Origin of the sequence: Crassaminicella indica (assembly GCF_019203185.1) — a bacterium.
Classification (GTDB): Bacteria; Bacillota; Clostridia; order Peptostreptococcales; family Thermotaleaceae; genus Crassaminicella; species Crassaminicella indica.
In genome coordinates, this window is the sequence record NZ_CP078093.1 from 621,992 (window position 1) to 646,778 (window position 24,787).

Genomic DNA, 24,787 nt, shown 5'->3' on the forward strand with positions numbered 1-24,787 from the left:
GTATTCCTCCTTTTGTATTTGCATAATATTTTGAATTCTTGAATTTATAAAAGTTTTACTAACGGATTCGCGAACATAAGCACCAAAGAAATAACTAAAGCGTATATTCCTGTAGTTTGTGCTACTGCCTGACCAAGAATCATCGTCTTAATAATATTTGACTGATATTTTGGTCTTCTTCCTGTAGCTTCTGTTCCTTTTCCTGCTGCATACCCTTGTCCAACTCCAGGTCCTATCCCTGCTATCATTGCAATACCTGCTCCTAATGTTGATGCAGCTACAACAATAGTAGCTTGATGTCCTGTCACCAAAGGATTTGCATACATTAATATCAATGCAATAACTAATGAAAATATTCCAGATGTTTGTGCAACAGCTGATCCTAACAACATTACTAGAGTTGAAGGTCTTGAACCATCTGGATTAATACTTGCTGCTTCACAGCCCTTCCCAGCTGCATAGCCTTGTCCAATACCAGGTCCTATCCCTGCTATCATTGCAATACCTGCTGATATAGCTGATACAGCAATAATCAAACCATCTCCATCTTGTTTAATGAGTGGATTTCCAAATAGCAATATCAATGCAATAACTAATGATAATATCCCTGAAGTTTCTGCAATACCAGCACCTAAAAGCATAATCATAGTTGAATGCTTTGATCCCTTTGGATTAACACTAGTTGCTTCTGCACCTTTTCCTGCTGCGTAGCCTTGTCCAATACCAGGTCCTATCCCTGCTATCATTGCAAAGCCTGCTCCAATAGCTGATGCTCCAAGAATTAAAGCCTTCTTGTCAAAGCTTAGCAGCCAGTTTAAAAAAGTTACAATAAAATTGGTATTCTCCATCTGTTCACCTCCTGTTCAAGTTGAGATGGATTAATCCATAGCCATGGATACAAATACCATTGTCAACATTGAAAATATAAATGATTGTAATACTCCAGCAAACACATCAAAATACAAATGTAGTGGAACTGGTATACCAACTTGAAATATTGGTATCATAATTCCTAACTTTGCACCTATTCCTGCAAGCCCTCCATATAACAAGCTCATAATAATAAGGCCTCCTACAATATTTCCAAATAAACGGAAAGATAGTGAAATAGGTGTTGCTAACTCTGAAATAATATTCATCGGTAGCATAAGTGGAATTGGATCTAAAAAACCCTTCAGATATTTTCCAACTCCCTTTCTCTTCATTCCAAAGAAGTGAATCATAAAAAAAGTAATCAATGCTAACCCCATAGTTGTATTAACATCTGCTGTTGGTGGTCTTAATGCAAATAACCCTGCTAAGTTTGCACATACAAGGTATATCAAAAGTGTTCCTATGTAAGGTGCAAACCCTATCTTATCTTTCCCCATAGTTTGAGCTGTCAGCTTGTATATGCCATCCACCAAAAGCTCTACAAAATTTTGAAGCCCTTTTGGCATCTGCTCAAGCTTTCTAGTTGCTAAAAAAGAAAATAGAATCAGCAAGGCCATAATAATCCAAGTGTTTGTTACAGTTTCTGTAACTTTAATTCCTGCAATTTCAAAAACAATCTTTGGACCAAATCCTCCTTCCACTATTTTCCCTCCTTCCTTATAAATATTCTTTTATAAAATGATAAATCATTAAATAGGTTTGTAGCGAGAATAATAATTTTAATCATCACTAAACCTATTATTACCCCAATTACATTTAAATACTCAGCTTTAATGCCTATAAAAATAACAATGCCACTTATAATATATCTTATAAAATATCTACTAGATGCATAAAGCTGTGCCTGTCGCGGTATCATATGTACTGCCTTTTCCAAGGTTAATGCTAAAAGCCTAAAATTCAACATGCTTATGAATGTTCCAAATACAAGTCCAAAAATCATAGGGAGTGGATTTTGTATACAAATTGCAAAGCCTACAGCTAGAACAATCATAATGGCTATAGTATATTTAAAAAGCTTTAACTGCAAATCCCAAGTATATCCCAAAAGCTTGCACTTCCTTTCAATACGAGCATTCCTAACACCACTTTTTTTACTGGAACATTTTGCAATATGAAAACGTTTCCTTTTCTTCTTTCAAATGCGTTTTAATATTTTGACACTTCGCTGTAAATTTTTTATTTTTTCTTTTTGATGTCTTTCATAACTACTTTATATACATTTAAAAAACCAGAGCCTACTCCTAGTATAATAAATGCTATCAAAAATATATTATTCGTTCCTAATTTTTGATCAACCAAGTTCCCCAAATAAACAGCTCCAAAAATTGGTATGATCATAAGTATTCCTATATGTGTTAAGAGTGCAAGATTTTTAAAGATATTTGAATAATTCCTCATTATAAAAAAATTCTCCCCCTTATACCATTATACCACTAACTATAAAATATACAAGTATATGGATATTATTTCCTCAAACTTTTACAAAATTCGCGTTGCATTCTATATACATGTAATGTATAATGTAGGTTTAATTGAAAAATTTTGCTATAAAACAATTTTATACTATTTCATTTAATTATATAACTTTTTCTAAATAAATGCATTCGATATTTTATACTTTTGCTATAGATAAACAACATCAAAATGAAATATAAAAGATAGTTCATTCCCGATAACTTTTGAAAAAACAAAACTTCATTCCATAAAAAATACTAAACCTTCAAAACTCACTTCGTTCAAACAATGAAGGTTCTTAACGTATTTTTCATGAAATTTCAGTAAGTTTTTTTACAAAAGTTATCGAAGTCATTCACTTATCTTTATATATTTCTTTTTTTTATGTTAAAGTTGGATTCCTAGATATAACACTTTTTTATATACAAAAAGCAGCCCTAAATATAGGACTGCCCTTAATTATAAATATTATATTTCCATTTCCTTTAAATCATCTGCAATTATCAATTCTGCTTCTGTAGCTTTTTTTACGTCTTCTACAGTATATTCAGGATTGATTTCCTTTAATACAATACCTTTATCTGTTACCTCCATTACACCCATTTCAGTAACGATCATATTTACTTGCCCTTCAGCAGTAAGCGGTAAAGTACACTCCTTTAAAATTTTTGGCTTACCCTTTTGCGTATGGGTCATAGAAATAATTACTTTCTTCGCTCCAACTACTAAGTCCATTGCACCACCCATACCCGGAACCATTTTTCCAGGTACCATCCAGTTTGCAAGGTTTCCTTTTTCATCTACTTGAAGTGCTCCAAGAACAGTTGCATCAACATGTCCTCCTCTTATGATACTAAAGGAAGTAGCACTATCAAAAAAAGCTGCGCCTTTTACTGCTGTTACAGGTTGCCCTCCTGCATTGACTAAATCCTTATCTTCTTTTCCTTCTTCAGGAGCAGGTCCTAATCCTACGAATCCATTCTCAGATTGGAAAGTAATATCCAACTCCTTTGGAATATAATTTGCTACCATTGTTGGTAACCCAATTCCTAAATTTACTACATCTCCATCTTTTAATTCCTTAGCTACACGTCTTGCTATTATTTCTTTTGCGTTCATCTTCTACACCTCCACAATATAGTCAACGTAAAGTGCTGGAGTCATTACATCATTTCCATCAATTTCTCCAACCTCAACAATTTTTTCTGCCCCTACGATCACTAAATCAGCAGCAGTTGCTATTAGTGGATTGAAATTTCTAGTTGCTTTATTATAATAAAGATTTCCTTTTTTATCTGAAATACTAGCACCAACTAAAGCAACATCTGCTTTTAATGGTTTCTCTAGAAGATAAACCTTTCCATCTACTGTAATTTTTTCTTTTCCTTCTTCTACAATTGTCCCAACTCCTGTTGGTGTTAGGATTCCTCCTAACCCGTTTCCACCTGCTCTTATTCTTTCTGCAAGTGTTCCTTGAGGTACTAATTCACACTCTATTTCTCCTGCATTCATCTGTCTTCCTACCTCAGGATTTAGTCCAACATGAGAAGCTATTATTTTTTTTACCTGCTTGTTAATTATTAATTTACCAATTCCTTTATCAGGCCATCCTGCGTCGTTTGCAATGATAGTAAGATCTTTAACTCCTTTTTCCACTAGTGCATCCATGAATTTTTCTGGTGTTCCTACAGCCATAAAACCACCAATCATGATTGTCATGCCGTCTTTTATATGATTCATAGCTTCATCTAATGTAACTACTTTTTTCACAACAAACACCTCCATAAATGGCCCATGCCTCGCCCATACCATTTTATCATATATATGCGACAAATTGTTCTATTTTTTGCAGATTTCATTATATTTTTATATCCAAACCTAAAGCCCTAAAATATTTCTTGCCTCATCAGGTGTTGCTATTTCTCTTCCTAACTCCTTTGCAAGTCTTACTACTCTTTCTACAAGCATCGCGTTAGTAGCTAAAGTATTTTTGTCATATTTTATAACATCCTCTAATCCTGTTCTTACATGTCCACCCAATATAATAGCCATTGTAATCATGCTTATTTGAGATCTTCCTATTCCTGATACATTGAAGGTAGAGCCTTCTGGTAGACATTCTACCATATGCATTAAGTTTTTAGGTGTTCCTGCAATAGCACCAGGTACATTCATAACAAGATTAAAATGAAGCGGTCCTTTTAAAATTCCTTTTTTAAGAAGTCTCCTTGCATTGTCGATCATTCCAACATCAAAGGCTTCAATCTCAGGTTTAATGCCATTGTCATACATTTTCTTAGCCAAAGCTTCAATAAGTTCTGGAGAGTTGGCATTCACGCTTGTTGGAAAATTTGAAGAGCCTGTGGATAAGCTTGCCATTTCTGCTCCCGTTAAATCTAGCATTTGTCCTCTCCAGAAAATAGTATTTTCCCCACCTCTTGCACCAGTAGATAATTGTCTTATGATATCTACCTTTTCTTCCTCTAATTTTTTTAAAACCTTTTCAAATAAATCTCTTCTGCTAGTCGGCTTTCCATCTTCATCTCTTATATGAATGTGGGCAACAGCTGCCCCTAACTCTCTGCAAAGCTTAATATCGTCTACAATTTCCTCTATAGTAACAGGTGTATGTGGATTTAATTCTTTAGTCGGAACATTCCCCGTATGAGCAATAGTAATAATTAATTTTTCCATTTTATCATCTCACCTCATCTACAGTCTTTTTAATTCCTTTTTCAAAAGCATCAAACAATTTATCTACTTCTTCTTTAGTAATATTAATTGGTGGTGCAATTAAGCAGTGATCTCCTCTTATCCCGTCTGCACTTCCTCCTCCAGGGTATATTACCAATCCCTCTTTTAAACAATTATTTGTTAAAATGCCCTTTAAATTTTCTTTTACATCAAATGGTTCTTTTGTATTTTGATCCTTTACAAACTCTATACCAATCATAAGACCTTTTCCACGAATATCCCCAACGATTGGATATTTGTATAGACTTTGCATTTTGTTCATCAGATACTCGCCTTGTGTTGCTACATTTTCTAAATAGTTTTCTCTTTCAATAATTTCTATTACCTTGTTTGCTATTCCACATGACAAAGGATTGCCAGCATAAGTATGACCATGAATAAAATGTCCACTTCCCTCTACCATGATAGTATTAAATATTTTTTCTGATGCAATAGCAGTACCTATAGGGGTATAGCCACAACTCATACCTTTTGCAGTAGTAATAATATCTGGTACAATATCAAAATGGTTTATTGCAAATTTCTTACCAGTTCTTCCGAAGCCAGCCATTACCTCATCTACAATCAATATTACATCATATTTATCACAAATTTCTCTTACCATCTTAAAGTAAGTCTTTGTAGGATGCACTCCTGGTGCTGCTGAGCCTACTACTGGTTCAGTAATAAATGCAGCAATATTTTGTGGCCCTTGATGTAATATTTCAGCTTCTAGAGCCTCAGCAGCTTTTATACTTGTTTCTTCCAGCGTTTTACATCCCCACGGATTTCTATAATGGTAAAATTGAGGAATTTTAGGGAAATTTATTAGTATAGGATCATAAACCTTCCTTCTTCCAGTTATACCTGTCATAGATAATGCTCCTATTGTATTTCCATGAAATGAATTCCATTTAGAAATAACCTTCCATTTGCTAGTTCCTTCTCCATCTCTTTCAACAAAATATTGTCTTGCCATTTTTATAGCTGTCTCTGTTGATTCTGAACCACCAGATACAAAATATACATGATTCAAATCTCCCGGCGCCCACTCTGCAACCTTTTTGGCACATTTTTCAATACTATCTACTGTCCATCTTGAAAGATGGGTAAATGCAATTCTTTCCATATGCTCTTTTGTAAATTCAGCAATCTCTTTATTGCCATGCCCAATATTGGCAACAGCAGAGCCTGAGCATCCATCTATATATTTATTTCCATTTTCATCAATAAGATATATACCATCTCCCCTTTCAATTTTGGGATAATGCCAATTTTGATTTCTGTAAAACACATAATTTTTAGGTGCTTTATTTAAGCTCATTTTCAAGACCCCTTTATATGATTTATTTTTTATAAAAAAATCCAGTACAAAAAGACACACATTGTGTAGCTTAATGTACTGGATTTTACTCACTTAGTAAGTATGGGTTGCATCCTTACTGCAAGTAAAGCAGTAATTATTCATTTTCTTTTTTCCAAATCATATATTTTTCATAAGTTCCCTTGAGCGCAACACATATTGCCCTTTGAGATAAACCATGAAATCTATTTTTCACCTTCTCAATCAAAGGCTCTATACCATTTTCATGAACATTATAACCTACAATCGTTTGCTTTATAAAAGCTCTTGCTTCTTCTGTAATCAATGTACAGGATGTATCTTCAATTATTCCTGTAGCCTTATTTATAATAAGCCCGACTCCTACAACTCTATGCATATTTGCTGCTGGGATTTCCTTCGGTAGCTTGGCATAAGAAATAAAATATACTGCATTTTCATTATATTTTTTCATCCTATCACCAAATTTCTTTTTCTTATTTTATAAAAAATTCACAAAAATAACAAGAATCATTTCAAAGCAAATCATTCTGTTATTTAAAGCTTTCTTTATTTTACTGATTTTTCCTATTTCTTTCTCAAGCTTACATAAGAAACATTTTTATAGCTTCTATGATTCTCTTTGCTGCTTTTCCATCTCCATATGGGTTTACTGCATTTGCCATTTTATTATAAGCTTCTTCATTATTAATAAGTTCATTTGTAAGCTCAATTATTTTTTCTTTTTCGATACCTGCCATTTTTACAGTACCTGCCTCTACAGCTTCTGGTCTTTCTGTTTCAGTTCTAAGAACAAGTACAGGTTTTCCCAATGAAGGAGCTTCTTCTTGAATACCTCCAGAATCTGTTAAAATCAAATAAGCTTTTGCCATTAAGTTAGCAAAAGGCTCATAATCTAATGGCTCAATCAAATGCACCCTTTCCTCTCCTCCTAATATTTCATAAGCTAAATTCCTCACCTTTGGATTTAGATGAACAGGAAAGATTACTTCTACATCTTCATTTTGCTTTACCACTTCTTTTACAGCTGAGAAAATATTTACCATAGGTTGTCCTAGATTTTCACGTCTGTGAGAGGTCATCAAAATCACTTTTTTATTATCATAATCAATATTATTTAAGCTTTCATCATCATAAATATAGTCATCTCTTACCACCTGAAGAAGTGCATCAATCACTGTATTGCCTGTTATAATAATAGCTTCCTCTTTTATTCCCTCTCTCAGTAAATTTTCTTTATTTCCTTTTGTAGGTGCAAAGTGAAGATGACTCATTCTTCCTGTAAGAGTTCTATTCATCTCCTCAGGATATGGAGAATACATATTATGACTTCTTAATCCTGCCTCTACATGTCCTACCTTTACTTGATTGTAGAATGCTGCCAATGAACCTACAAAGGTAGTTGTTGTATCTCCATGAACTAAAATCATATCCGGTTTTACTTCCTTTATGACACCTTCAAGTCCTATAAGCGCCCTTGATGTAATCTGACTCAAAGTCTGTCCAGGCTTCATAATATTCAAATCATAATGAGGCTTTATATTAAATAAATCTAGAACCTGATCTAGCATCTCTCTATGCTGTGCTGTTACACAAACAACAGACTCGATTTTTTCATCCTCCTCTAGTGCTTTTACTACTGGAGCCATTTTAATAGCCTCAGGTCTTGTTCCAAATATTGACATGATCTTTAGTTTTTTCATTCTATCTCCCCCTATAAAAAAACCAGGAAATATTCCTGGCCTATTCTTTATGACTGGTTTTTTGTTTTTCATATTTTTGCATACCAATACTGATATACATAAGTGCACAGGCTGCAAGGATAATAAATAGCGAATCCCAGCCAACACTTCTAGTCATAAGAGCTGCACTTACACCAAATGTACCACTTATGACATAAAGGATTATCACAGTTCTCTTCTGCCCCATCCCTGTTGATAAAAGCTTGTGGTGAAGATGACCCTTATCTGGCTCCATAATAGGTCTTCCATTTAATATCCTTCTTGCAATAGCAAAGGTTGTATCAAATATAGGAAGTCCTAAAGCAAGTACAGGAACTACAGTAGCAATAGCTACTGCCCCTTTTGTCAAGCCAAATACAGAAACAACTGCTAGCATATATCCTAAAAATAAAGAACCTGTATCCCCCATAAATATTTTTGCAGGATTAAAGTTGTAAGGTAAAAAGCCTATACATGATCCAGCAATAGCCAATGTAATCATTGCTGCTATATAGCTTTCATTAAAATAAGCTACATAAGAAAGAGATATTGCTGCAATAGTAGCAACCCCTGCTGCTAATCCATCTAATCCATCTATCAAGTTTAATGTATTCGTAATCCCTACAATCCAAAATATTGTAACAGGTATACCTAGTCCTAAATATTCAACATTCAATTGGTAATCAATAAAAGGAACATTAAGCACTTGGATTTTTATACCATAATAAACTGCAATTGCAGCACTAATGATTTGTCCCACTAGCTTTACTTTTGCTGATAAAGGCTTCAGATCATCCATTATTCCCATAATAATAATCATACTGCCGCCTATTAGCATACCTTGAATAGGTCTGTCTAAAGGCACAAAGGCTAGTACGCTTACAATAAATCCCCAAAATATAGCTAGCCCACCCATTCTCGGTATAGGCTTTTTATGTACACGCCTTTCATCCTTCGGTACATCTATAGCGCCTACTTTATGTGCAATTTTCTTTGCTAGTGGTGTCATACAAAATGACACAACTGCTGCTACAAAAAATACATAAAAGTATTTGTTCACAGAAAAACACTCCTTAATTTTCACGTATCCATAGTCATTTTACAGCAAAAACCACAAAAACTCAATGTTAAATATTATCAAATTTTTCTAATTCTATTCCTGCTTCCTTCAAAATTTCCATAGAAAGCTTATCTGGATAGCTTCCTTTAAAAACAATTCTTCGTATACCTGCATTAATTGCCATTTTTGCACATAATACACATGGCTGAAGCGTTGCATATAAAGTAGCCCCTGCTATGCTTACACCATGATATGCTGCTTGGATTATAGCATTTTGCTCTGCATGAAGTCCTCTGCACAGTTCATGTCTTTGCCCTGATGGAATATTAAGCTCTTCTCTTCTACAACCAACATCTAGACAATGAGCAGTTCCTGTAGGCGCTCCATTATAACCTGTAGAAAGTATTCTCTTATTTTTTACAATCACAGCTCCTACCTTTCTTCTTAAACAGGTAGATCTAGTTTTTGCAACCTCTGCCATTTCCATAAAATACTGATCCCAATTCGGTCGCATATTCTACTCCTCCTAAAAACTATATTTTGTATAATATTCTACATGTTTATCTCATTTCCTTTATATTTTTATATATAAAAATCCCATTATCTTATTATATGCAGTTTTTCCTTTTTTTGTGTATGTATGAACTGCCACTAAAAAAATTTCGTAAAACATTTGTTGGGATTGCATTTTCAAGCAAAAAAAGAAGAACAAATGCGAACACACTTGTTCTTCTTTTTTGTTCAGTTAATTGAATTAATTAGAGTTGCTATTGCTATATTCTTTAGCAATCTATTTTGTACCAAATAGTCTATCTCCTGCATCTCCAAGACCTGGAATGATATATGCATGATCATTTAATCTCTCATCTACAGAAGCTACATAAATTTCTACATCAGGATGCGCTTCACGAACTGCTTTTACACCTTCAGGAGCAGCAATTAAACAGACAAGCTTGATGCTTGTTGCCCCTCTGTCTTTGATGAATTGGATGGCAGCATTTGCAGAACCACCTGTAGCAAGCATTGGATCTACTACTATTAAATCTCTTTCATTTACATCTGCTGGAAGCTTGCAGTAATATTCTACAGGCTCTAGTGTTTCTGGATCTCTATAAAGTCCTACATGACCTACTTTAGCAGCTGGAATAAGGCTTAACATTCCATCAACCATACCAAGACCTGCTCTTAATATCGGTACAATGCCTAGCTTTCTTCCTGATAATACCTTTGATTTAGTCTTACATACAGGCGTTTCGATCTCTACCTCTTCTAAAGGAAGATTTCTTGTTACCTCATAAGCCATAAGCATAGCAATTTCTTTCACAAGCTCTCTGAATTCCTTTGAACCAGTATTTTTATCTCTTATTAAAGTAAGTTTATGCTGTATCAATGGATGATCCATCACAAATACCTTTTCCATCCTACACATCTCCTCTCATGATTTAAGTTTGCAATTAGTTGTTAAACGTAAAGCTTCATCTTATTTTGAATATTTTTTCTCAATATCTGTAATTTTATCAATTCTTCTTTGATGTCTTTCTCCAGCAAATTCAGTATTTAACCACACATCTACAATTTTTAGTGCAAGTCCTATACCGATTACCCTCTCTCCTAATGCTAATACATTTGCATTATTATGCTCTTTTGACATCTGCGCTGAAAAAGTATCAGAAACGACAGCACATCTTACCCCAGGTACTTTATTGGCTGATATAGATATACCGATTCCTGTTCCACAGCAAACAATTCCTTTTTCACATTTGCCTGAAACAACAGCTTCTGCTACCTTCATACCAAACTCTGGATAATCTACAGATTCAGTAGAATTAGTTCCAAAATCTTCACACTCTATACCTTTTTCCTCTAGGTATTTCTTGATAGCTTCCTTTAAGTGATACCCACCATGGTCACTGCCTAAAGCAATCTTCATAAAAAATTCCCTCCAATTCTTTATAACCTTTCTGATTTTATGCCACAATACGTTTATTGTCAAGTATTTTAAATACATTCTATTTGATTAATTTTTTCCTACAAGCTTTTCTGCTAACTCCTTTAATATTTCTTCAATTTCTCTAGCACATGCTTCATAAACTGAGACAGGCTGTCCAAAAGGATCTAGTATATCTCCATCTTTTCCTATATATTCTTTTAGGGTATATATTTTATCTTTCATATCAGGAGCCATAAATAACAATTGTTGTTTATGACTCTTTGTCATAGTCAAAACTAAATCTGCCTCTTCTAGCAATTCCTTAGTCACTAAAGTTGCCTCATGAGTGCTTAAATCTATTCCTTTTTTATTCATTACCTCTATAGCATTTTTAGATGCACTCTGACCTATCAATGCAGCAGTTCCAGCAGAAATTACTTTTAATCCCTCTGTTTTTTTTCCTAAGCTTTCAAGCATATTTTTAAAAATTGCTTCTGCCATACTACTTCTACAGGTATTTCCAGTACATACAAACAAAACCGTCTTCATTTTTTTACCTCCCAACCTTCACTACATGATATCCAGCAGCTTTAATCATTCTATTCATCACTGCATGTCCTAAAAGCTTTTGTTCTACACCCTCTGCATAAATAATGTCCACTCCTGCAGCATCAAATTGACGAAGGACTGCAAAAAGGTGATTGGCAATAGTTGCTAAATCTTTTCTGCTTCCCATAGAAATAACAACACCATTTTTGTACAATTTTTTTGTTTCATCTGTACACATAATACCTACCCGAAGTCCTTGTGCTTCCTTTTCCTCTTGAAGCTTATGAATTGCTTTTACAACGCTTTCCATATCTCCTTCTAATATTATAACCTCTGCTTGTGGAGAATAATGAGTGTATTTCATTCCCGGAGATTTTGGAGTCAGGGCTTGATTCCCTTCTTCTATAGCCTTGTCCACTTCTACTTTTTCAAATATCTCTTCTAAATGCTCTTTAGTTACACCACCAGGTCTTAAAATCATAGGGATATTACCTGTCATATCCACTACTGTAGACTCAAGTCCTACATCACAGTTCCCCCCACTAATAATCACATCTACTTTCCCCTTTAAGTCATGGATTACATGTTCTGCCTTTGTAGGACTAGGCTTTCCTGATAAATTGGCACTAGGAGCCGCAACTGGCACACCTGCCATCTCGATCAATTTATTTGCAATAGGATGAGAAGGCATCCTAATTGCCACTGTATCTAATCCTGCTGTAATTACATCTGGTATCTTATCTGTTCTTTTTAATATAATCGTAATCGGTCCCGGCCAAAACCTTTCCATTACTTTTTTTGCATTTGGAGGTATTTCCTCTACCAAAGCATCAAGCTCATTAAGCTTTGATATATGTACAATCAGAGGATTATCAGAAGGTCTTCCCTTCGCCTCAAATATTTTTTTTACAGCTTTTTCATCAAGGGCATTTGCCCCTAAACCATAAACCGTCTCCGTTGGAAAAGCAACTGTACCACCACTTCTTAACACCTGTGCTGAAGCCTCTAATTGTGCTTCATCAATAGCTTTTGGATCTATTTCATAGACCTTTGTTTCAATCACTAACTTCACCTCTTATATAAACATAAATTTCTTTCATTATTATACACCAAAATAAAACATAAATTCTACTTTTGTATATCAAAATAAATTGCATATAAATCTTTATATATGTTATAATATAAATAAGAAATTTAGTTTTGATATAAACAGTGTGGCTCATTGTGGTATCAAAATATGTACGATTAGTAACAAAAAAAGAAACGAAGGTATGCGGCCAACATACCTTCGTTTCTTTTTAATTTAGCCAACTTAATATTTTGTCTACAATTTCGACAACTATACAGATAACAGAAAAGAACTTTAGAACTCTTTTGATATAACAATACCTAATATAAACCCTAAAATAAACCCAAAGCTTGACACTCTTTTAAAATGCAAGCTCTTTGATTGCGGTATTAGTTCTTCACAGGTTATATAAAGCATTGTTCCTCCTGCACAAGCTAGACAAAAGGCAATAAAACCTTTGGATATTTCTCCCAAAATCGCTCCTATGAAAGCTCCTCCTCCCATAGGAATCCCTACTAGTATTGTATAAAAAAATGCTTTAAATGGAGAAACTCCTCCTGCTCGCATAGGTGCTGCCATAGATATTCCTTCTGGCATATTATGAAGAGCTATAACAGTAGATATCCCTATACCTAAATTATTCGCTGCTATAAATCCTGACCCAATAGCCAACCCTTCAGGAAAATTGTGAAGAGATATACCAATGCCTAATAATAATCCTGTTTTAATAAAACTCTTGTTGTATTTGGGTAACAGCCCATCTATAAAAGCAATAATCAACACCCCTGTAATAATCCCCAATATACCAATATACAATTCTCCTATATAAAAAGCTTCTGGCAATAAATCAAAGCATACAATAGACAACATGAGTCCACTAGAGAGTCCCAAAATAAAGCTTAAAAATCTATTTCCTGGATCCTTTATGAAAAAAGTAACTATGCCCCCAAGACCTGTTCCCAATACCCCTACACCCAAACCAACTAAGGTAATCATCCATATTCTTTCCATCCTCTTACCCCCATTATATAGATGTACAACTATCCAACTAAATGTTCAGCATGATAAATTATGAAAATATTAGAGAATACTTATAAAGATTTTATTTTGCTAAGAAAACTTATCCTTTGTATATATGATTATTTGATTGGACAAATATTCTTAGAAAGAAAAGTTTTCTCTAATACCTTGTAGTAATGAACGTTCTTTTTACGAATATTTGCCCCTACTCGTATATATATTCCTAAAGCCCCTTATATATACAAAAGTCTGTGAAGCTTCCTTCACAGACTTTCTCTTTAAGTAGCATCTTTTATTTCTTCATCTCCTTTAAATGACCATTTAAGAAGAGATGGTGTAATCAATGTGGTTACTACTACAAGAACTATAGCAGATGCAAAGTCTTTATGATCTATTAAATGCATTTTCAGCCCTAAATTTGCAATGATAATTGATACTTCTGCTCTAGGTACCATTCCAATACCAATCTGTAAGGAATGTTTACCGTTAAAGCCAGTCATCTTTGCTCCCCATCCACAGCCAACAATTTTTCCGATAATACCTAATAGTAACAACAATATACTATAACCCAACCCATCTCCAATTGTACTTAATTCTACCCCTAATCCAATAGCTACAAAAAATATTGGTGTGAATATAGTATCAGAAATCAATCCAATATCATGAGAAATTTTGTGTCTATAAGGTGTCATAGAAAAAATAACCCCTGCAAAATATGCTCCTGTAACAGCTGCAACTCCAAGTTCTTCTGATATAAAGCTTAGTATCAGACAAGATATTATTGCATAAGGTACAATTTTTCTTCTTACATTAACACGATCAGAAATTCTTGCTAATATTTGAACTAAAATATATCCAAGCACAATAATGATAACGAAGAAAGAAAGTATTTTCAAAATCACCACAAATATATTACTTCCTGATTCTGGTTTTATCATCCCCACAACAATAGTTAATAAAATAATCCCTATCACATCATCAATAATAGCAGCTCCTAAAATACCTACCCCTTGCCTTGTTTTCAATTGCCCTATTTCTTTAAGTGTTTGTACAGATATACTAACACTTGTTGCAATAGAAATAAGTCCTACAATAATACTGCTCACCCACTTGCCACTAAAAATATATGCTGCTCCACTTACCAATAACAAAGGGACTAATACACCTGCTACAGCAATAGCTGCTGATGATTTCCCTGATGCTCTTAGTTCATTTACATCTGTCTCAAGTCCTGCAATAAACATAAGAAAAATCACACCGATTTCCGATAAATGATGGATAAGCTCTGTTTTCTCTAAAATGCCCATTCCTAAAACCATACCCATTAAGATTTGTCCAAGTACGGCAGGCTGTTTCAACTTTTTGCTAATTATACCTCCAATATTTGCTCCTAGTAAAAGAATGCCAATATGCAACAGAAAAGTTACTTTTGCTTCCAAAACCATCACGCTTCTTTCTTGTATAATATGACCCGTCCTATTTTACAGAAAATATAGTATTCCGTTTAAATTTTGAAAATTTATATTATAGTTTATCATGTAGCTCTTTTTTTTGCAATAAACATAAATCTTAAATATAATTTATTTTTAGTTATATAAAAAACTGAGAAGCATTACGCCGTTACCAAATACCTATAAAAACTTATAAATACGTTGATGGTTTATAAGTTTTACGATTTGTTCCTCATTCATTGAACCTGATTTCATAACTAAAAGTTATTACTCTCATTTTTATGGCTCTCCAAAGGCTTAAATTCCTGTATAACGCCACAGTACATATCAGTAGTATCTTTTAAAGTGATTAAGCTACCGATTTATCATATTTAGGATAATCTCTAAGGTTAAGGCTTGCATTATAATCTCTATCAATTTCTAATCCACAATTATCACATACATATTTTCTATCTGATAATTTTAAATCTGATTTTACATTACCACAACTTGAACACATTTTACTTGAAGGGTAATATCTATCAGCTATGATTAAATTAACTTCATACCATTTACATTTATATTCAAGTTGCCTTCTAAACTCTCTTAGTGATTGTTCCTGTATAGCTTTTGATAGTTTTCTATTTTTAAGCATACCAATTACATTCAAATCCTCAATAACAATATACTTTGGCTTGGCTTTCACCAAAGATGTTGTTATATGATGAATGTAATTATCCCTTAATCCTTTAATTTTCCTATAAAGCTTTCTTAGTTTATTTTCAGCTTTTATAATATTTTTAGTTTTGTGGTATTCGTAACGATTTTCACCTCCTTCTATTTTAGTTTTATTCATCTCATATTTTCTTGAAATTTGTCTTTGAAGTCTTTTATATTTCTTAATTAACTTCTTCATTTTTAGTGATTTGTTAATATTCTTATACTTATCACCACTACTAATTATTGCTAAATCTTTTACACCTAAGTCGATTCCTATAGGCTCTGTTTCTTTATCTTCTATTTCAATTTCTTCTTCAATGCCAACACTAATCCACCAGTTAAGACCATCAAAAGTTACCCTTGGATTAATATATTTAATGTTTTCACCTGTCGGTATCCTATCTTTTTCACCCAACTTAATCCAATTTAATTTTTGTCTATTTTTCTTTCTACTTGTAGTTAACTTTTCTAGTTTAACATGAGTATCTGTAAATTTTATCTTCTCTATATCTTGATAAAAACTAGGTTTAGATTTCTTTTTGGACTTAAATTTCGGAAATTTACTGTGCCCTTTAAAAAATCTTCTATAACTATTACAGGCATCTTTTATAGCTTGTTTAGTTATATTATTTGAATAATCATTAAGCCATTTATATTCTTCTATCTTTTTTAATTTAGTAAGCTCTTTTCTAAGAATACTATCAGTTAAAAACTTACCACCGTTTCTATAATTTTCTTTTTGTTTTGCTAAAGTCCAATTATAAGCCCATCTGCTTACTCCTGCACATTCAAATAATTTACTTCTTTGTTTGTTATTGGGTTTTAACATAACTTTATATGTCTTAATCATCTTCAACCAACTCTTTTTCTATTTATCTTTCCAAATCATCTTTTTGTTTATTCCTGGACACTCTGCAATAAGCTATTATCTTTTTGGTTTATTATTTCTTTTCCCTAACGCAAGAATAATAATAGCTTTAGTTACTGATGCAATTAAAAAACTCAATTACTCAAATCAAAAAACCTCTCTATTTATATTTACACCTTGTTTTTGAAATTCTAATAACGAAGATATTAGTGCCCTAACAATAACAGGATTATTTGAATAATTGCTAGAAAATAATATTCTGGTTTTTGTTGCAAAATCGTTCCTCAGATACTCAGTTAATTCAAATGGATTGCTTCTATTTTTATCATATGTTAGTTTTCCAATCCACCATAGTTTCGATAAAGTGTTTGTTATCAAAGACCTTTTTCTACTTTGAGAAAAAAAGAATCTATTTGCTATATCATTTTCAGTTGGTTTCTTCTTATCTACACCCCAACGATACCTTAAATATTCCCAAAACATTCCATGACACAATCCCGCCCATAAACGCTCATCTATTGCATCTGTTTCTTTTATAATGTCAAATTGCTAAAATACCTCCACGTTCAATATAAAAAGATAACCCTTCATAATCCTTATTAAAACAGCTATTTATGTAACTAGGTATTGATTCTTTTGCCACAGTGAACTACCACCGAGACATTAATCGGTGGCTTCGTGAGAGGTTTGATATTTAAGTTTCCACCTTAACAGGCAACCCTTATTCTCAACGGGGAGGACACACTCCCTTTATCCCTCATAGTTTGCACTATTTCGGGAATACATTTTTCTTCTTTTCTTAATATATTTAGACTTCCATTAACACCTGCATTTACCAATCCAAAATTTGATTTAAAAAGTCCTCTAACCACTCTGCGAGTTTTATCGTAGTATTTTTTAGTTATAGGCTCTAAATCGAAAGCACTGCAACCACTTGTGTAACTTTCTTCTTTGAATTTAACTTCAATGCCTTGAAGCTTAGCTTTATATTTAATCTGTTCTGCAAGTCTTTGAATTGGTATTTGAACAAAAGATTTATTGTAATTCATATTTTGTTTGATACCCTTAATTTTACCTATAACTATCTTCTTCACCTTATGCTCTAATGCTTTATTTATAATATTTTTGCTTGTTTTATGAAGATAATCATTAACATAATTATTTCTATATCTTCTTAATGAATTAATCATTTTAGTGTTTTTAAATTTATCAGAACCTATTTTTTTCATTTCAATGCTTTGATAATAAGCAATTTTCTTGTTTACAAAAGCATTAATGCCTTTTAGCTTTTTACCACAAAAAAGATAAGTTTCATTTCCATCTTTAAAAGTTAGTGTAGCAAGATTATCCAAACCTAAATCAATAGCCATAATATTAGTATTGTTTACTGGCTCTAATTCCTGCTTATTGTATATTACAATCAAATACCATTGTTTTAAAGAATTATCCCACTTTATTCTTACTTGTTGCAATTTATTAAAGTTTATAAGGCTTTGAAGTTTATTAGAAACTTCAAAATTTAAACTCTCTACCTCAAACATTTTTTGAATTGCTTTAGAAAGAGATAACATTAATGTATTTTCTTTAAATCTAATAGCCAGATTTGTAAATATAATTTCATTTTTTCTGTTCTGTATATTTTTAAATTTAGGTGGTTTAGGTAATCCATTATACTTATGTGGATTTGCTTTAAGATCTTTAATACTTGCAAAATATGATTTCCAATTTTGCTCTAATACTTTGAAAGTTTGTTGTCTTGTATGACTATGAAGAAAATCACAGTGCCAATTAGATTTAAACATTTTTTCTATATCTACATAAGATTTAAAACCATTTTCTCTCAATTCATAATTAACTATGTTGTAAAGTTTTGTTGTATGAAAAGATAATTCTTCTATAATATTTAACTGTTTAATTGTAAAACTTGGCTTAAATTTAAACGATAACTTCATATTTTCACCTCCTTAACATTGTTATCCATGTGTTTATTTTAACACACCATTGATGTATAGTCAACTATGTGCTAAAATTAGTTTAGGAGGTGTTTAAAAATGGCAAGAAAGAATATTAACACTACATTAGACGAAGATTTATACACTGAAATCAAAATATTGGCTATCAAATTAAAAACAAATGCTAATGACTTAATTGAAGAAGGTATGAAGTATGTCATTGAAAAATACAAAAAACAAGACAATAAGTCACAGTAAATATAACATCAATTATCATATTGTTTTCTGTCCTAAGTATCGTCATAATATTTTTAAAGACGAATTAGAATATGAATTATTAAAATGTTTTAAAGTAATATGCCATTGTTATGGTTACGAACTTACCCCACAAGAGATAATGCCTGACCATATCCATCTTTTCATATCTGCTCCACCAACTGTTGCACCAGTAGATATAGTTAGAAAACTAAAAAGTATATCTGCTAATGAGATATTTAAAGGCTTCCCCAAGTTAAAACAATCTAAATTTTGGGGCAGTGGCTTATGGAGTAGAGGATATTATATTGGTACTGCTAAAGCAGTATCTTCTGAAACCATTCAAAAATATATCCAAACCCAAAAGAATGTTTAATTTTTAGGTATTTAACCTAAAAATTAAAGGCACAATTCATCCTCCGAGATAAACAACGAAGGTTTTCTTGTGCCGAATTTATAAAAGTGCATACACTTACTCGTCCATTAAGCTTACTTTCAGGAATTCTCTTAACATTTTCAGTTTGTGATGTTTTTAATATTGTCCGATATGATGTTTGAGAACATTCAATATGAAAAACAAACTCAGGTTTATCTTTGTCCAATATTGCATCTAGAGAATTTTGACATATTTCACGTGCTAAAGAGCTATATGGTGACCCCCTAAAAGTTTCAATCCCTGCCTCACTTATTCCATTTAACTGACCAAAATTATTAGATGGAAAGTTCCAACCTATCCCCATATTTATCACCCCAATTTAAATTTATTATCTTTTTTCCTAATATATATTTTAACACATTCGCTTAATGTGCCTACAATATTATATTAACATCAATTTTTTATTAGGCTTTATTTGTGTACAATTTTTTAATTTCAAAAAATTTAAACCGTGACCATAATAATCAAAAGCTACCAAACAGATTATTATAGTCACGTTTTTTGTAAAATAAACTATCACTTAATCAATTTAATGATTTCCCAACAGCCCCATAATCTAATACCTTGAAATCATTGCATAAAGGAAATCCAATTATAACAAAGATATTTTAAAAATGCATGAAATTATACTACCTGCTTTAATTTTTCTGCTTGATCTGTTGTAATAAGTGCATCTAATATTTCATCAATATCTCCATCCAACACATAATCTAGCTTATATAGCGTTAAGTTAATTCTGTGATCTGTAACACGTCCTTGTGGGAAATTGTAAGTTCTGATTCTCTCACTTCTATCTCCAGTACCTACCTGACTTTTTCTTTCCTGAGCAATTTCTGCCTGCTGCTCTGCAAGCATCTTATCATATAATCTAGCCTTTAATATTTTAAAAGCCTTCTCCTTATTCTTAAGCTGTGATTTTTCATCCTGACAAGAAACAACTATTCCTGTAGGCATATGTGTAAGTCTTACAGCAGAATCTGTTGTATTTACACTCTGTCCTCCATTTCCTGAAGAACGGAAAACATCTACACGAACATCATTTGGATTGATTTCAATCTCTACATCATCTACCTCTGGAAGCACTGCTACAGTTGCTGTAGATGTGTGAATTCTTCCACCTGATTCAGTAGCTGGAATTCTCTGTACTCTGTGTACACCACTTTCATACTTAAGCCTTGAGTAAACACCCTTTCCTTTGATCATAAATACTACTTCTTTGATTCCACCTACACCTGTTTCACTAAGGCTCATCATTTCAACCTTCCAACGATTTCTTTCTGCATATCTTGTGTACATTCTTAAAAGATCTCCTGCAAACAGTCCTGCTTCATCTCCACCAGCACCTGCTCTAATTTCTACAATAACATTCTTTTCATCATTTGGGTCCTTTGGTACTAAAAGAAGCTTCAATTCATCTTCTATAGGCCCTATTTTTTCTTCTAGCTCATTTAATTCCATTTTTGCCATTTCTCTAAATTCTTCATCATCACTTTCATGTAAAATAGATTTAGCTTCTTCAATACCTTCCTTTGTCTTTTTATATTCCTTGTATTTATTAACAATAGGTTCTATTTCTGCAAGCTCTTTGATGTATTTTTGCCATTCTGACTGATTATTAATAATTTCTGGATCTGAAACCTTCTGACTCAAATCCTTATACTTATCTTCTATAAAATCTAATTTATCAAACATCTATTTCACCTCGCACATTTTCTCTTAACAGTTTATTATATCATTTTTATCATATTTTCACAATGTAGCTACAACTACTCTCTCTATCCCTGCTAAATCTTTTATTTTATTTATTTCCGTATATAATCCTTTATTTTCCATTAGCTCTTTTACAAGCTCTGCTTGATCATGACCTACTTCTAAAGCAATATATCCTCCTTTTTTCACAAAAAAAGGAGCTTCGTCAATAATTCTTCTATAAAAGTCAAGTCCATCAGTTCCTCCATCTAATGCAAGTCTTGGCTCATACTTTTTCACTTCTATCTGAAGCTTATCAATCTCTTCTTTTGGTATATAAGGAGGATTTGAAACAAGAATATCTACCTTTCCCTCTAATTTATTTTTCAAAGGGGTAAACAAATCACCTTCTAAAAATTCAATTTTTTCTGCCACTCCATTTGATACTGCATTCTTCTTTCCTATTGTAATAGCACGTCTTGAAATATCTATGGAATATACAAAAGCATTTTTTATATATTTTGCAAGGCTTACAGTAATAGCTCCACTTCCTGTTCCAATATCTACAATAGTTATATTATCATTTTTCCTATTATTTGCCCACTTTATAACTGCTTCTACTAAAATTTCTGTATCCGGTCTAGGAATGAGTACACCTTCCTCTACATAAAAATCCAATCCCATAAATTCCTGCTTTTTTACAATATACTGAACAGGCATTCCAGCAATTCTTTTTTCAACAAATTCCTCAAAAGCCTTAAAAGCTTCCTCCGATAAGCTTTTATTTCTATGAGTATATAAAAACAATCTCTCCTTCTTTAATACATGACACAAAAGTACCTCTGCATCTAACAGAGGTGTAACTGCATTTGTCCTTTCAATTCTTTCTACTGCTAGCTTTAAAGCATCCTGTATCTTTACTACCAAATGTCAACCTCCTTGTCATCTGTCAAAACATTTTTCATAGCTTCGATTGCTACTTCTAACTGACTATCATCTGGTTCTTTAGTTGTAAGCTTTTGAAAAAGCAGTCCCGGATAACTGATATATCTTACTATTTTAGAAGGACTTTTTCCTGCCCATCTGATAATCTCATAGGATATTCCTGCTATAACAGGCATAAGCAATAATCTTGACAAAACTCTGACCACTGGATTAGGCCAACCTATAAGTGAAAAGAGTAGTAAGCTTGTGATCATTACAAAAACTATAAAGCTCGTCCCACATCTTGGATGAAGGGTTGGAAACTGTCTTGCATTTTCTACTGTTAATGGAAGACCACTTTCATAGCAGTGAATAGTTTTATGCTCTGCTCCATGATACTCAAAAACTCTTTGAATATCCTTCATTCTAGAGATCAATACAATATAGCCTACAAATAATAAAATTCTAAATACACCCTCTACAATATTTAAAAGCAACGGATTATTTATTTTGGTTTTAAAAAAATGCATAGCTACAGTTGGCGATATGATAAAAAGCAAAATCCCAAAAGCGATTGCTGTAACTACTGAAAAGTAAATAAGGATATCTCCTGCCTTATCTCCAAATGTATTTTCTACCCACATTTCAAACTTTCCTTTTTCTTCCGTACTATCTTCTTCTTCAAAAAACTCAGCAGAGTAAGTAAGGGATTTTACCCCCAATACCATAGCATCAAATAGTGCAATAACGCCCCTTATCATAGGCACTTTTGTAAGAGCACTTTTTGATATGCCTTTTACTTCTTCTTTTTTTACTACAATCTCTTTATCTTGTTTTCTAACAGCAATAGCAATATCCTTAGGGCCTTTCATCATTACCCCTTCTATTACTGCCTGACCACCTATACTTGTTGGTTTAGCATGCTTTCTAAAAATTTTTTCTAAATCCAAGTTAATCTTCCTTTCGAGATTTTCAGTATATACAACAAAGGTTAGAGACATACCATCCCTAACCTATAATAATCAAACCTTTTTATTTTTATTTCATGCCATATTTTTGCTTGAATTTCTCAACACGTCCACCTTGGCTCACAAATTTTTGCTTACCAGTAAAGAACGGATGACATGCTGAACAAATCTCAACTTTGATTTCTTCTTTTACAGAACCTGTTTCAAATGTATTTCCACAAGCACATTTTACAACTGCTTTTTTGTAATCTGGATGGATTCCTTGTTTCATTCTATTCACCTCTTTCTTTGATCTTTCACTATATATCAAAAAAATCTTTTTTAATTTTCAACTATTACATTATAGCACAAGGATTTTTTCAGTTCAAGAACTTTTTATATTTTATTTCTCATCTTCTCTATAAATTCTAAGTTTGTCTTGCTTTCTGCAAGCTTTCCTATGATCGCCTCAGTTACTTCCTGTGTTGGATTATTAGCCATCGCACGCCTCATACTCCATATACACTCTAATTCCTTTTGTCCTAATAATAATTCTTCTCTTCTTGTTCCTGATTTATTTAGATTAATAGCAGGGAATATTCTCTTTTCTGAAAGCTTTCGATCTAGGTGAAGCTCCATATTCCCTGTCCCCTTGAATTCCTCAAATATCACATCATCCATACGACTTCCTGTATCTACTAAAGCTGTTGCAAGTACCGTAAGACTTCCCCCTTCTTCTATATTTCTAGCTGCACCAAAGAACCTTTTTGGTTTGTGAAGAGCTCCGGGGTCCAAGCCTCCTGATAGAGTTCTTCCTGTAGAAGGAATAGTCAAATTGTACGCTCTAGCAAGTCTTGTAATACTATCTAATAATATAACCACATCTTTTCCATGCTCTACAAGCCTTTTAGCTCTATTTAAAACCATCTCTGCCACTTTTATATGATGACTTGGAAGCTCATCAAAGGTAGAATAAATCACATCTCCCTTAATAGACCTCTGCATATCAGTAACTTCCTCTGGTCGCTCATCGATTAATAAAACAATAATTTCTATATCCTCATACTTTTCTGCAATACTGTTTGCAATTTTTTTAAGGAGTATGGTTTTTCCAGCCTTTGGTGGGGCAACAATAAGACCTCTTTGTCCTTTTCCTATAGGAGCAATCAGGTCGATAAGTCTTGTAGAAAGGTCTGCTGGATTATATTCAAGGGTAATTCTTTTATTGGGATAAATAGGTGTGAGATTATCAAAGTTTGGCCTCTTTGCAGCAACTTCAGGATTGTCATTGTTGACTTTTTGCACATATAGAAGAGCTCTAAATTTTTCACCACTCTTTGGTGGTCTTGTAATCCCTAGAATTTTATCTCCTGTCTTCAAATTGAATCTTCTTATTTGAGAAGGAGATACATATACATCTTCTTCACTGGTAAGGAAATTATAAAACCTTAAAAATCCAAATCCTCCAGTTCCTTCAGTTAATTCTAAAACGCCTTCTACTGTATCTACTTCCTTACTATTATCAATTTCATTGTTTATTTTTTCAGGAAGACTCTGCCGATCCATTGGGATTTTTTTATTTTCCTCTGAAATTTTTGCTATTTCATCTCTTTGAGCATTAGTAGCTTCTTTAATCAGCTCAATAAGCTCATGCTTTTTAAACCTGCTTATATTCTTTATATGAAGCTCCTTTGCCATCTGCCGCAGCTCATCTAGCTTCTTTTTTTCTATTTCGAGTAAATCCAAACAAA

The 24,787-nt window shown here is 32.9% G+C and carries 29 protein-coding genes; 2 read left to right on the forward strand and 27 right to left on the reverse strand.

The window, feature by feature from the left end; all coding sequences use genetic code 11:
- Positions 1-44: 44 nt before the first annotated feature.
- The 21 genes from atpE to KVH43_RS03125 all read right to left on the reverse strand — a co-directional run bounded on the left by atpE (position 45) and on the right by KVH43_RS03125 (position 18,785).
- Complete coding sequence (gene atpE, locus KVH43_RS03030) at positions 45-848, reverse strand: ATP synthase F0 subunit C (RefSeq protein ID WP_218283407.1); 804 nt, start codon at positions 846-848, stop codon at positions 45-47.
- 30 nt (positions 849-878) lie between these two features.
- Entirely contained in the window at positions 879-1,574 is a 696-nt protein-coding gene (atpB, locus tag KVH43_RS03035) for a F0F1 ATP synthase subunit A (protein ID WP_218283408.1), read from the reverse strand.
- A complete protein-coding gene (locus tag KVH43_RS03040) occupies positions 1,574-1,981 on the reverse strand; it encodes an ATP synthase subunit I (RefSeq protein WP_218283409.1) in 408 nt (135 codons plus the stop codon). The genes atpB and KVH43_RS03040 overlap by 1 nt, the downstream gene beginning before the upstream one ends.
- A gap of 131 nt (positions 1,982-2,112) precedes the next feature.
- Entirely contained in the window at positions 2,113-2,334 is a 222-nt protein-coding gene (locus KVH43_RS03045; RefSeq protein ID WP_218283410.1) for an AtpZ/AtpI family protein, read from the reverse strand.
- 525 nt (positions 2,335-2,859) lie between these two features.
- The gene (locus KVH43_RS03050; protein WP_218283411.1) at positions 2,860-3,510 is read right to left on the reverse strand and encodes a 3-oxoacid CoA-transferase subunit B; all 651 of its coding nucleotides are present in this window, start codon (positions 3,508-3,510) and stop codon (positions 2,860-2,862) included.
- A gap of 3 nt (positions 3,511-3,513) precedes the next feature.
- A complete protein-coding gene (gene atoD / locus KVH43_RS03055; RefSeq protein ID WP_255547796.1) occupies positions 3,514-4,161 on the reverse strand; it encodes an acetate CoA-transferase subunit alpha in 648 nt (215 codons plus the stop codon).
- Between the two features lie 108 nt (positions 4,162-4,269).
- Positions 4,270-5,085 (reverse strand): beta-keto acid cleavage family enzyme, encoded by an 816-nt coding sequence (locus KVH43_RS03060; protein WP_218283413.1) that lies wholly within the window; start codon positions 5,083-5,085, stop codon positions 4,270-4,272.
- 4 nt (positions 5,086-5,089) lie between these two features.
- Complete coding sequence (locus tag KVH43_RS03065) at positions 5,090-6,448, reverse strand: aspartate aminotransferase family protein (protein ID WP_218283414.1); 1,359 nt, start codon at positions 6,446-6,448, stop codon at positions 5,090-5,092.
- A gap of 136 nt (positions 6,449-6,584) precedes the next feature.
- Positions 6,585-6,920 (reverse strand): DUF3870 domain-containing protein, encoded by a 336-nt coding sequence (locus KVH43_RS03070; protein ID WP_218283415.1) that lies wholly within the window; start codon positions 6,918-6,920, stop codon positions 6,585-6,587.
- A gap of 130 nt (positions 6,921-7,050) precedes the next feature.
- Positions 7,051-8,169 (reverse strand): non-hydrolyzing UDP-N-acetylglucosamine 2-epimerase, encoded by a 1,119-nt coding sequence (wecB, locus tag KVH43_RS03075; protein ID WP_218283416.1) that lies wholly within the window; start codon positions 8,167-8,169, stop codon positions 7,051-7,053.
- Between the two features lie 40 nt (positions 8,170-8,209).
- Entirely contained in the window at positions 8,210-9,247 is a 1,038-nt protein-coding gene (locus tag KVH43_RS03080; protein ID WP_218283417.1) for a glycosyltransferase family 4 protein, read from the reverse strand.
- Between the two features lie 67 nt (positions 9,248-9,314).
- Positions 9,315-9,761 (reverse strand): deoxycytidylate deaminase, encoded by a 447-nt coding sequence (locus KVH43_RS03085; protein WP_218283418.1) that lies wholly within the window; start codon positions 9,759-9,761, stop codon positions 9,315-9,317.
- Between the two features lie 276 nt (positions 9,762-10,037).
- Positions 10,038-10,667: a uracil phosphoribosyltransferase gene (upp, locus tag KVH43_RS03090; RefSeq protein ID WP_218283419.1), complete on the reverse strand. Its 630-nt coding sequence runs from the start codon at positions 10,665-10,667 to the stop codon at positions 10,038-10,040.
- A 60-nt stretch (positions 10,668-10,727) separates the two neighbouring features.
- Positions 10,728-11,177, reverse strand: coding sequence for a ribose 5-phosphate isomerase B (gene rpiB / locus KVH43_RS13185; RefSeq protein WP_255547797.1), 450 nt, complete (start codon positions 11,175-11,177; stop codon positions 10,728-10,730).
- 87 nt (positions 11,178-11,264) lie between these two features.
- A complete protein-coding gene (locus KVH43_RS13190) occupies positions 11,265-11,726 on the reverse strand; it encodes a low molecular weight protein arginine phosphatase (protein ID WP_255547798.1) in 462 nt (153 codons plus the stop codon).
- Positions 11,727-11,730: 4 nt separating this feature from the next.
- A complete protein-coding gene (locus KVH43_RS03100) occupies positions 11,731-12,786 on the reverse strand; it encodes an L-threonylcarbamoyladenylate synthase (RefSeq protein ID WP_218284061.1) in 1,056 nt (351 codons plus the stop codon).
- A 303-nt stretch (positions 12,787-13,089) separates the two neighbouring features.
- Positions 13,090-13,806, reverse strand: a complete 717-nt coding sequence (locus tag KVH43_RS03105; RefSeq protein WP_218283420.1) for a ZIP family metal transporter — start codon at positions 13,804-13,806, stop codon at positions 13,090-13,092.
- 287 nt (positions 13,807-14,093) lie between these two features.
- Positions 14,094-15,254 carry a cation:proton antiporter gene (locus KVH43_RS03110; RefSeq protein ID WP_218283421.1) on the reverse strand — a complete coding sequence of 387 codons (1,161 nt, stop codon included), beginning with the start codon at positions 15,252-15,254 and terminating at the stop codon, positions 14,094-14,096.
- Between the two features lie 361 nt (positions 15,255-15,615).
- Positions 15,616-16,815, reverse strand: coding sequence for an RNA-guided endonuclease InsQ/TnpB family protein (locus KVH43_RS03115; RefSeq protein WP_218283422.1), 1,200 nt, complete (start codon positions 16,813-16,815; stop codon positions 15,616-15,618).
- A 165-nt stretch (positions 16,816-16,980) separates the two neighbouring features.
- A complete protein-coding gene (locus KVH43_RS03120; protein ID WP_338028369.1) occupies positions 16,981-17,373 on the reverse strand; it encodes a DUF6339 family protein in 393 nt (130 codons plus the stop codon).
- A 167-nt stretch (positions 17,374-17,540) separates the two neighbouring features.
- Positions 17,541-18,785, reverse strand: a complete 1,245-nt coding sequence (locus KVH43_RS03125; RefSeq protein ID WP_218283424.1) for an RNA-guided endonuclease InsQ/TnpB family protein — start codon at positions 18,783-18,785, stop codon at positions 17,541-17,543.
- Positions 18,786-18,884: 99 nt separating this feature from the next.
- On the opposite strand from KVH43_RS03125, the gene KVH43_RS03130 reads away from it, so the two are divergent.
- The gene (locus KVH43_RS03130; RefSeq protein ID WP_218281828.1) at positions 18,885-19,043 is read left to right on the forward strand and encodes a ribbon-helix-helix domain-containing protein; all 159 of its coding nucleotides are present in this window, start codon (positions 18,885-18,887) and stop codon (positions 19,041-19,043) included.
- On the forward strand, positions 19,000-19,416 hold the full coding sequence (tnpA, locus tag KVH43_RS03135; RefSeq protein WP_218283425.1) for an IS200/IS605 family transposase: 417 nt from the start codon (positions 19,000-19,002) through the stop codon (positions 19,414-19,416). The genes KVH43_RS03130 and tnpA overlap by 44 nt, the downstream gene beginning before the upstream one ends.
- A gap of 16 nt (positions 19,417-19,432) precedes the next feature.
- Here tnpA and KVH43_RS03140 read toward each other — a convergent pair whose 3' ends face one another.
- The 6 genes from KVH43_RS03140 to rho form a co-directional block, all read right to left on the reverse strand.
- The gene (locus tag KVH43_RS03140) at positions 19,433-19,780 is read right to left on the reverse strand and encodes a hypothetical protein (protein ID WP_218283426.1); all 348 of its coding nucleotides are present in this window, start codon (positions 19,778-19,780) and stop codon (positions 19,433-19,435) included.
- A gap of 320 nt (positions 19,781-20,100) precedes the next feature.
- Complete coding sequence (gene prfA, locus KVH43_RS03145) at positions 20,101-21,168, reverse strand: peptide chain release factor 1 (protein WP_218283427.1); 1,068 nt, start codon at positions 21,166-21,168, stop codon at positions 20,101-20,103.
- Positions 21,169-21,225: 57 nt separating this feature from the next.
- Positions 21,226-22,092 carry a peptide chain release factor N(5)-glutamine methyltransferase gene (gene prmC, locus KVH43_RS03150; RefSeq protein ID WP_255547799.1) on the reverse strand — a complete coding sequence of 289 codons (867 nt, stop codon included), beginning with the start codon at positions 22,090-22,092 and terminating at the stop codon, positions 21,226-21,228.
- On the reverse strand, positions 22,086-22,964 hold the full coding sequence (locus tag KVH43_RS03155; RefSeq protein WP_338028370.1) for a DUF1385 domain-containing protein: 879 nt from the start codon (positions 22,962-22,964) through the stop codon (positions 22,086-22,088). Before KVH43_RS03155 ends, prmC begins: the two co-directional genes overlap by 7 nt.
- A 163-nt stretch (positions 22,965-23,127) precedes the next feature.
- On the reverse strand, positions 23,128-23,328 hold the full coding sequence (gene rpmE, locus KVH43_RS03160) for a 50S ribosomal protein L31 (RefSeq protein ID WP_218283429.1): 201 nt from the start codon (positions 23,326-23,328) through the stop codon (positions 23,128-23,130).
- A gap of 104 nt (positions 23,329-23,432) precedes the next feature.
- Positions 23,433-24,782: a transcription termination factor Rho gene (gene rho, locus KVH43_RS03165; protein WP_218283430.1), complete on the reverse strand. Its 1,350-nt coding sequence runs from the start codon at positions 24,780-24,782 to the stop codon at positions 23,433-23,435.
- Positions 24,783-24,787: the final 5 nt, after the last annotated feature.

Excerpts from the sequence above, each read along its gene's own strand:
- wecB (WP_218283416.1), bottom strand. The coding sequence starts at position 8,169 with ATGAAAAAACTAAAGATCATGTCAATATTTGGAACAAGACCTGAGGCT.
- KVH43_RS03045 (WP_218283410.1), bottom strand. The coding sequence starts at position 2,334 with ATGAGGAATTATTCAAATATCTTTAAAAATCTTGCACTCTTAACACAT.
- KVH43_RS03050 (WP_218283411.1), bottom strand. The coding sequence starts at position 3,510 with ATGAACGCAAAAGAAATAATAGCAAGACGTGTAGCTAAGGAATTAAAA.
- upp (WP_218283419.1), bottom strand. The coding sequence starts at position 10,667 with ATGGAAAAGGTATTTGTGATGGATCATCCATTGATACAGCATAAACTT.
- KVH43_RS03065 (WP_218283414.1), bottom strand. The coding sequence starts at position 6,448 with ATGAGCTTAAATAAAGCACCTAAAAATTATGTGTTTTACAGAAATCAA.
- KVH43_RS13190 (WP_255547798.1), bottom strand. The coding sequence starts at position 11,726 with ATGAAGACGGTTTTGTTTGTATGTACTGGAAATACCTGTAGAAGTAGT.
- KVH43_RS03125 (WP_218283424.1), bottom strand. The coding sequence starts at position 18,785 with ATGAAGTTATCGTTTAAATTTAAGCCAAGTTTTACAATTAAACAGTTA.
- KVH43_RS03140 (WP_218283426.1), bottom strand. The coding sequence starts at position 19,780 with ATGGGGATAGGTTGGAACTTTCCATCTAATAATTTTGGTCAGTTAAAT.
- tnpA (WP_218283425.1), top strand. The coding sequence starts at position 19,000 with ATGTCATTGAAAAATACAAAAAACAAGACAATAAGTCACAGTAAATAT.
- KVH43_RS03105 (WP_218283420.1), bottom strand. The coding sequence starts at position 13,806 with ATGGAAAGAATATGGATGATTACCTTAGTTGGTTTGGGTGTAGGGGTA.
- KVH43_RS03115 (WP_218283422.1), bottom strand. The coding sequence starts at position 16,815 with ATGATTAAGACATATAAAGTTATGTTAAAACCCAATAACAAACAAAGA.
- prfA (WP_218283427.1), bottom strand. The coding sequence starts at position 21,168 with ATGTTTGATAAATTAGATTTTATAGAAGATAAGTATAAGGATTTGAGT.
- rpiB (WP_255547797.1), bottom strand. The coding sequence starts at position 11,177 with ATGAAGATTGCTTTAGGCAGTGACCATGGTGGGTATCACTTAAAGGAA.
- KVH43_RS03060 (WP_218283413.1), bottom strand. The coding sequence starts at position 5,085 with ATGGAAAAATTAATTATTACTATTGCTCATACGGGGAATGTTCCGACT.
- rpmE (WP_218283429.1), bottom strand. The coding sequence starts at position 23,328 with ATGAAACAAGGAATCCATCCAGATTACAAAAAAGCAGTTGTAAAATGT.
- KVH43_RS03070 (WP_218283415.1), bottom strand. The coding sequence starts at position 6,920 with ATGAAAAAATATAATGAAAATGCAGTATATTTTATTTCTTATGCCAAG.
- KVH43_RS03155 (WP_338028370.1), bottom strand. The coding sequence starts at position 22,964 with ATGATGAAAGGCCCTAAGGATATTGCTATTGCTGTTAGAAAACAAGAT.
- KVH43_RS03130 (WP_218281828.1), top strand. The coding sequence starts at position 18,885 with ATGGCAAGAAAGAATATTAACACTACATTAGACGAAGATTTATACACT.
- KVH43_RS03085 (WP_218283418.1), bottom strand. The coding sequence starts at position 9,761 with ATGCGACCGAATTGGGATCAGTATTTTATGGAAATGGCAGAGGTTGCA.
- atpE (WP_218283407.1), bottom strand. The coding sequence starts at position 848 with ATGGAGAATACCAATTTTATTGTAACTTTTTTAAACTGGCTGCTAAGC.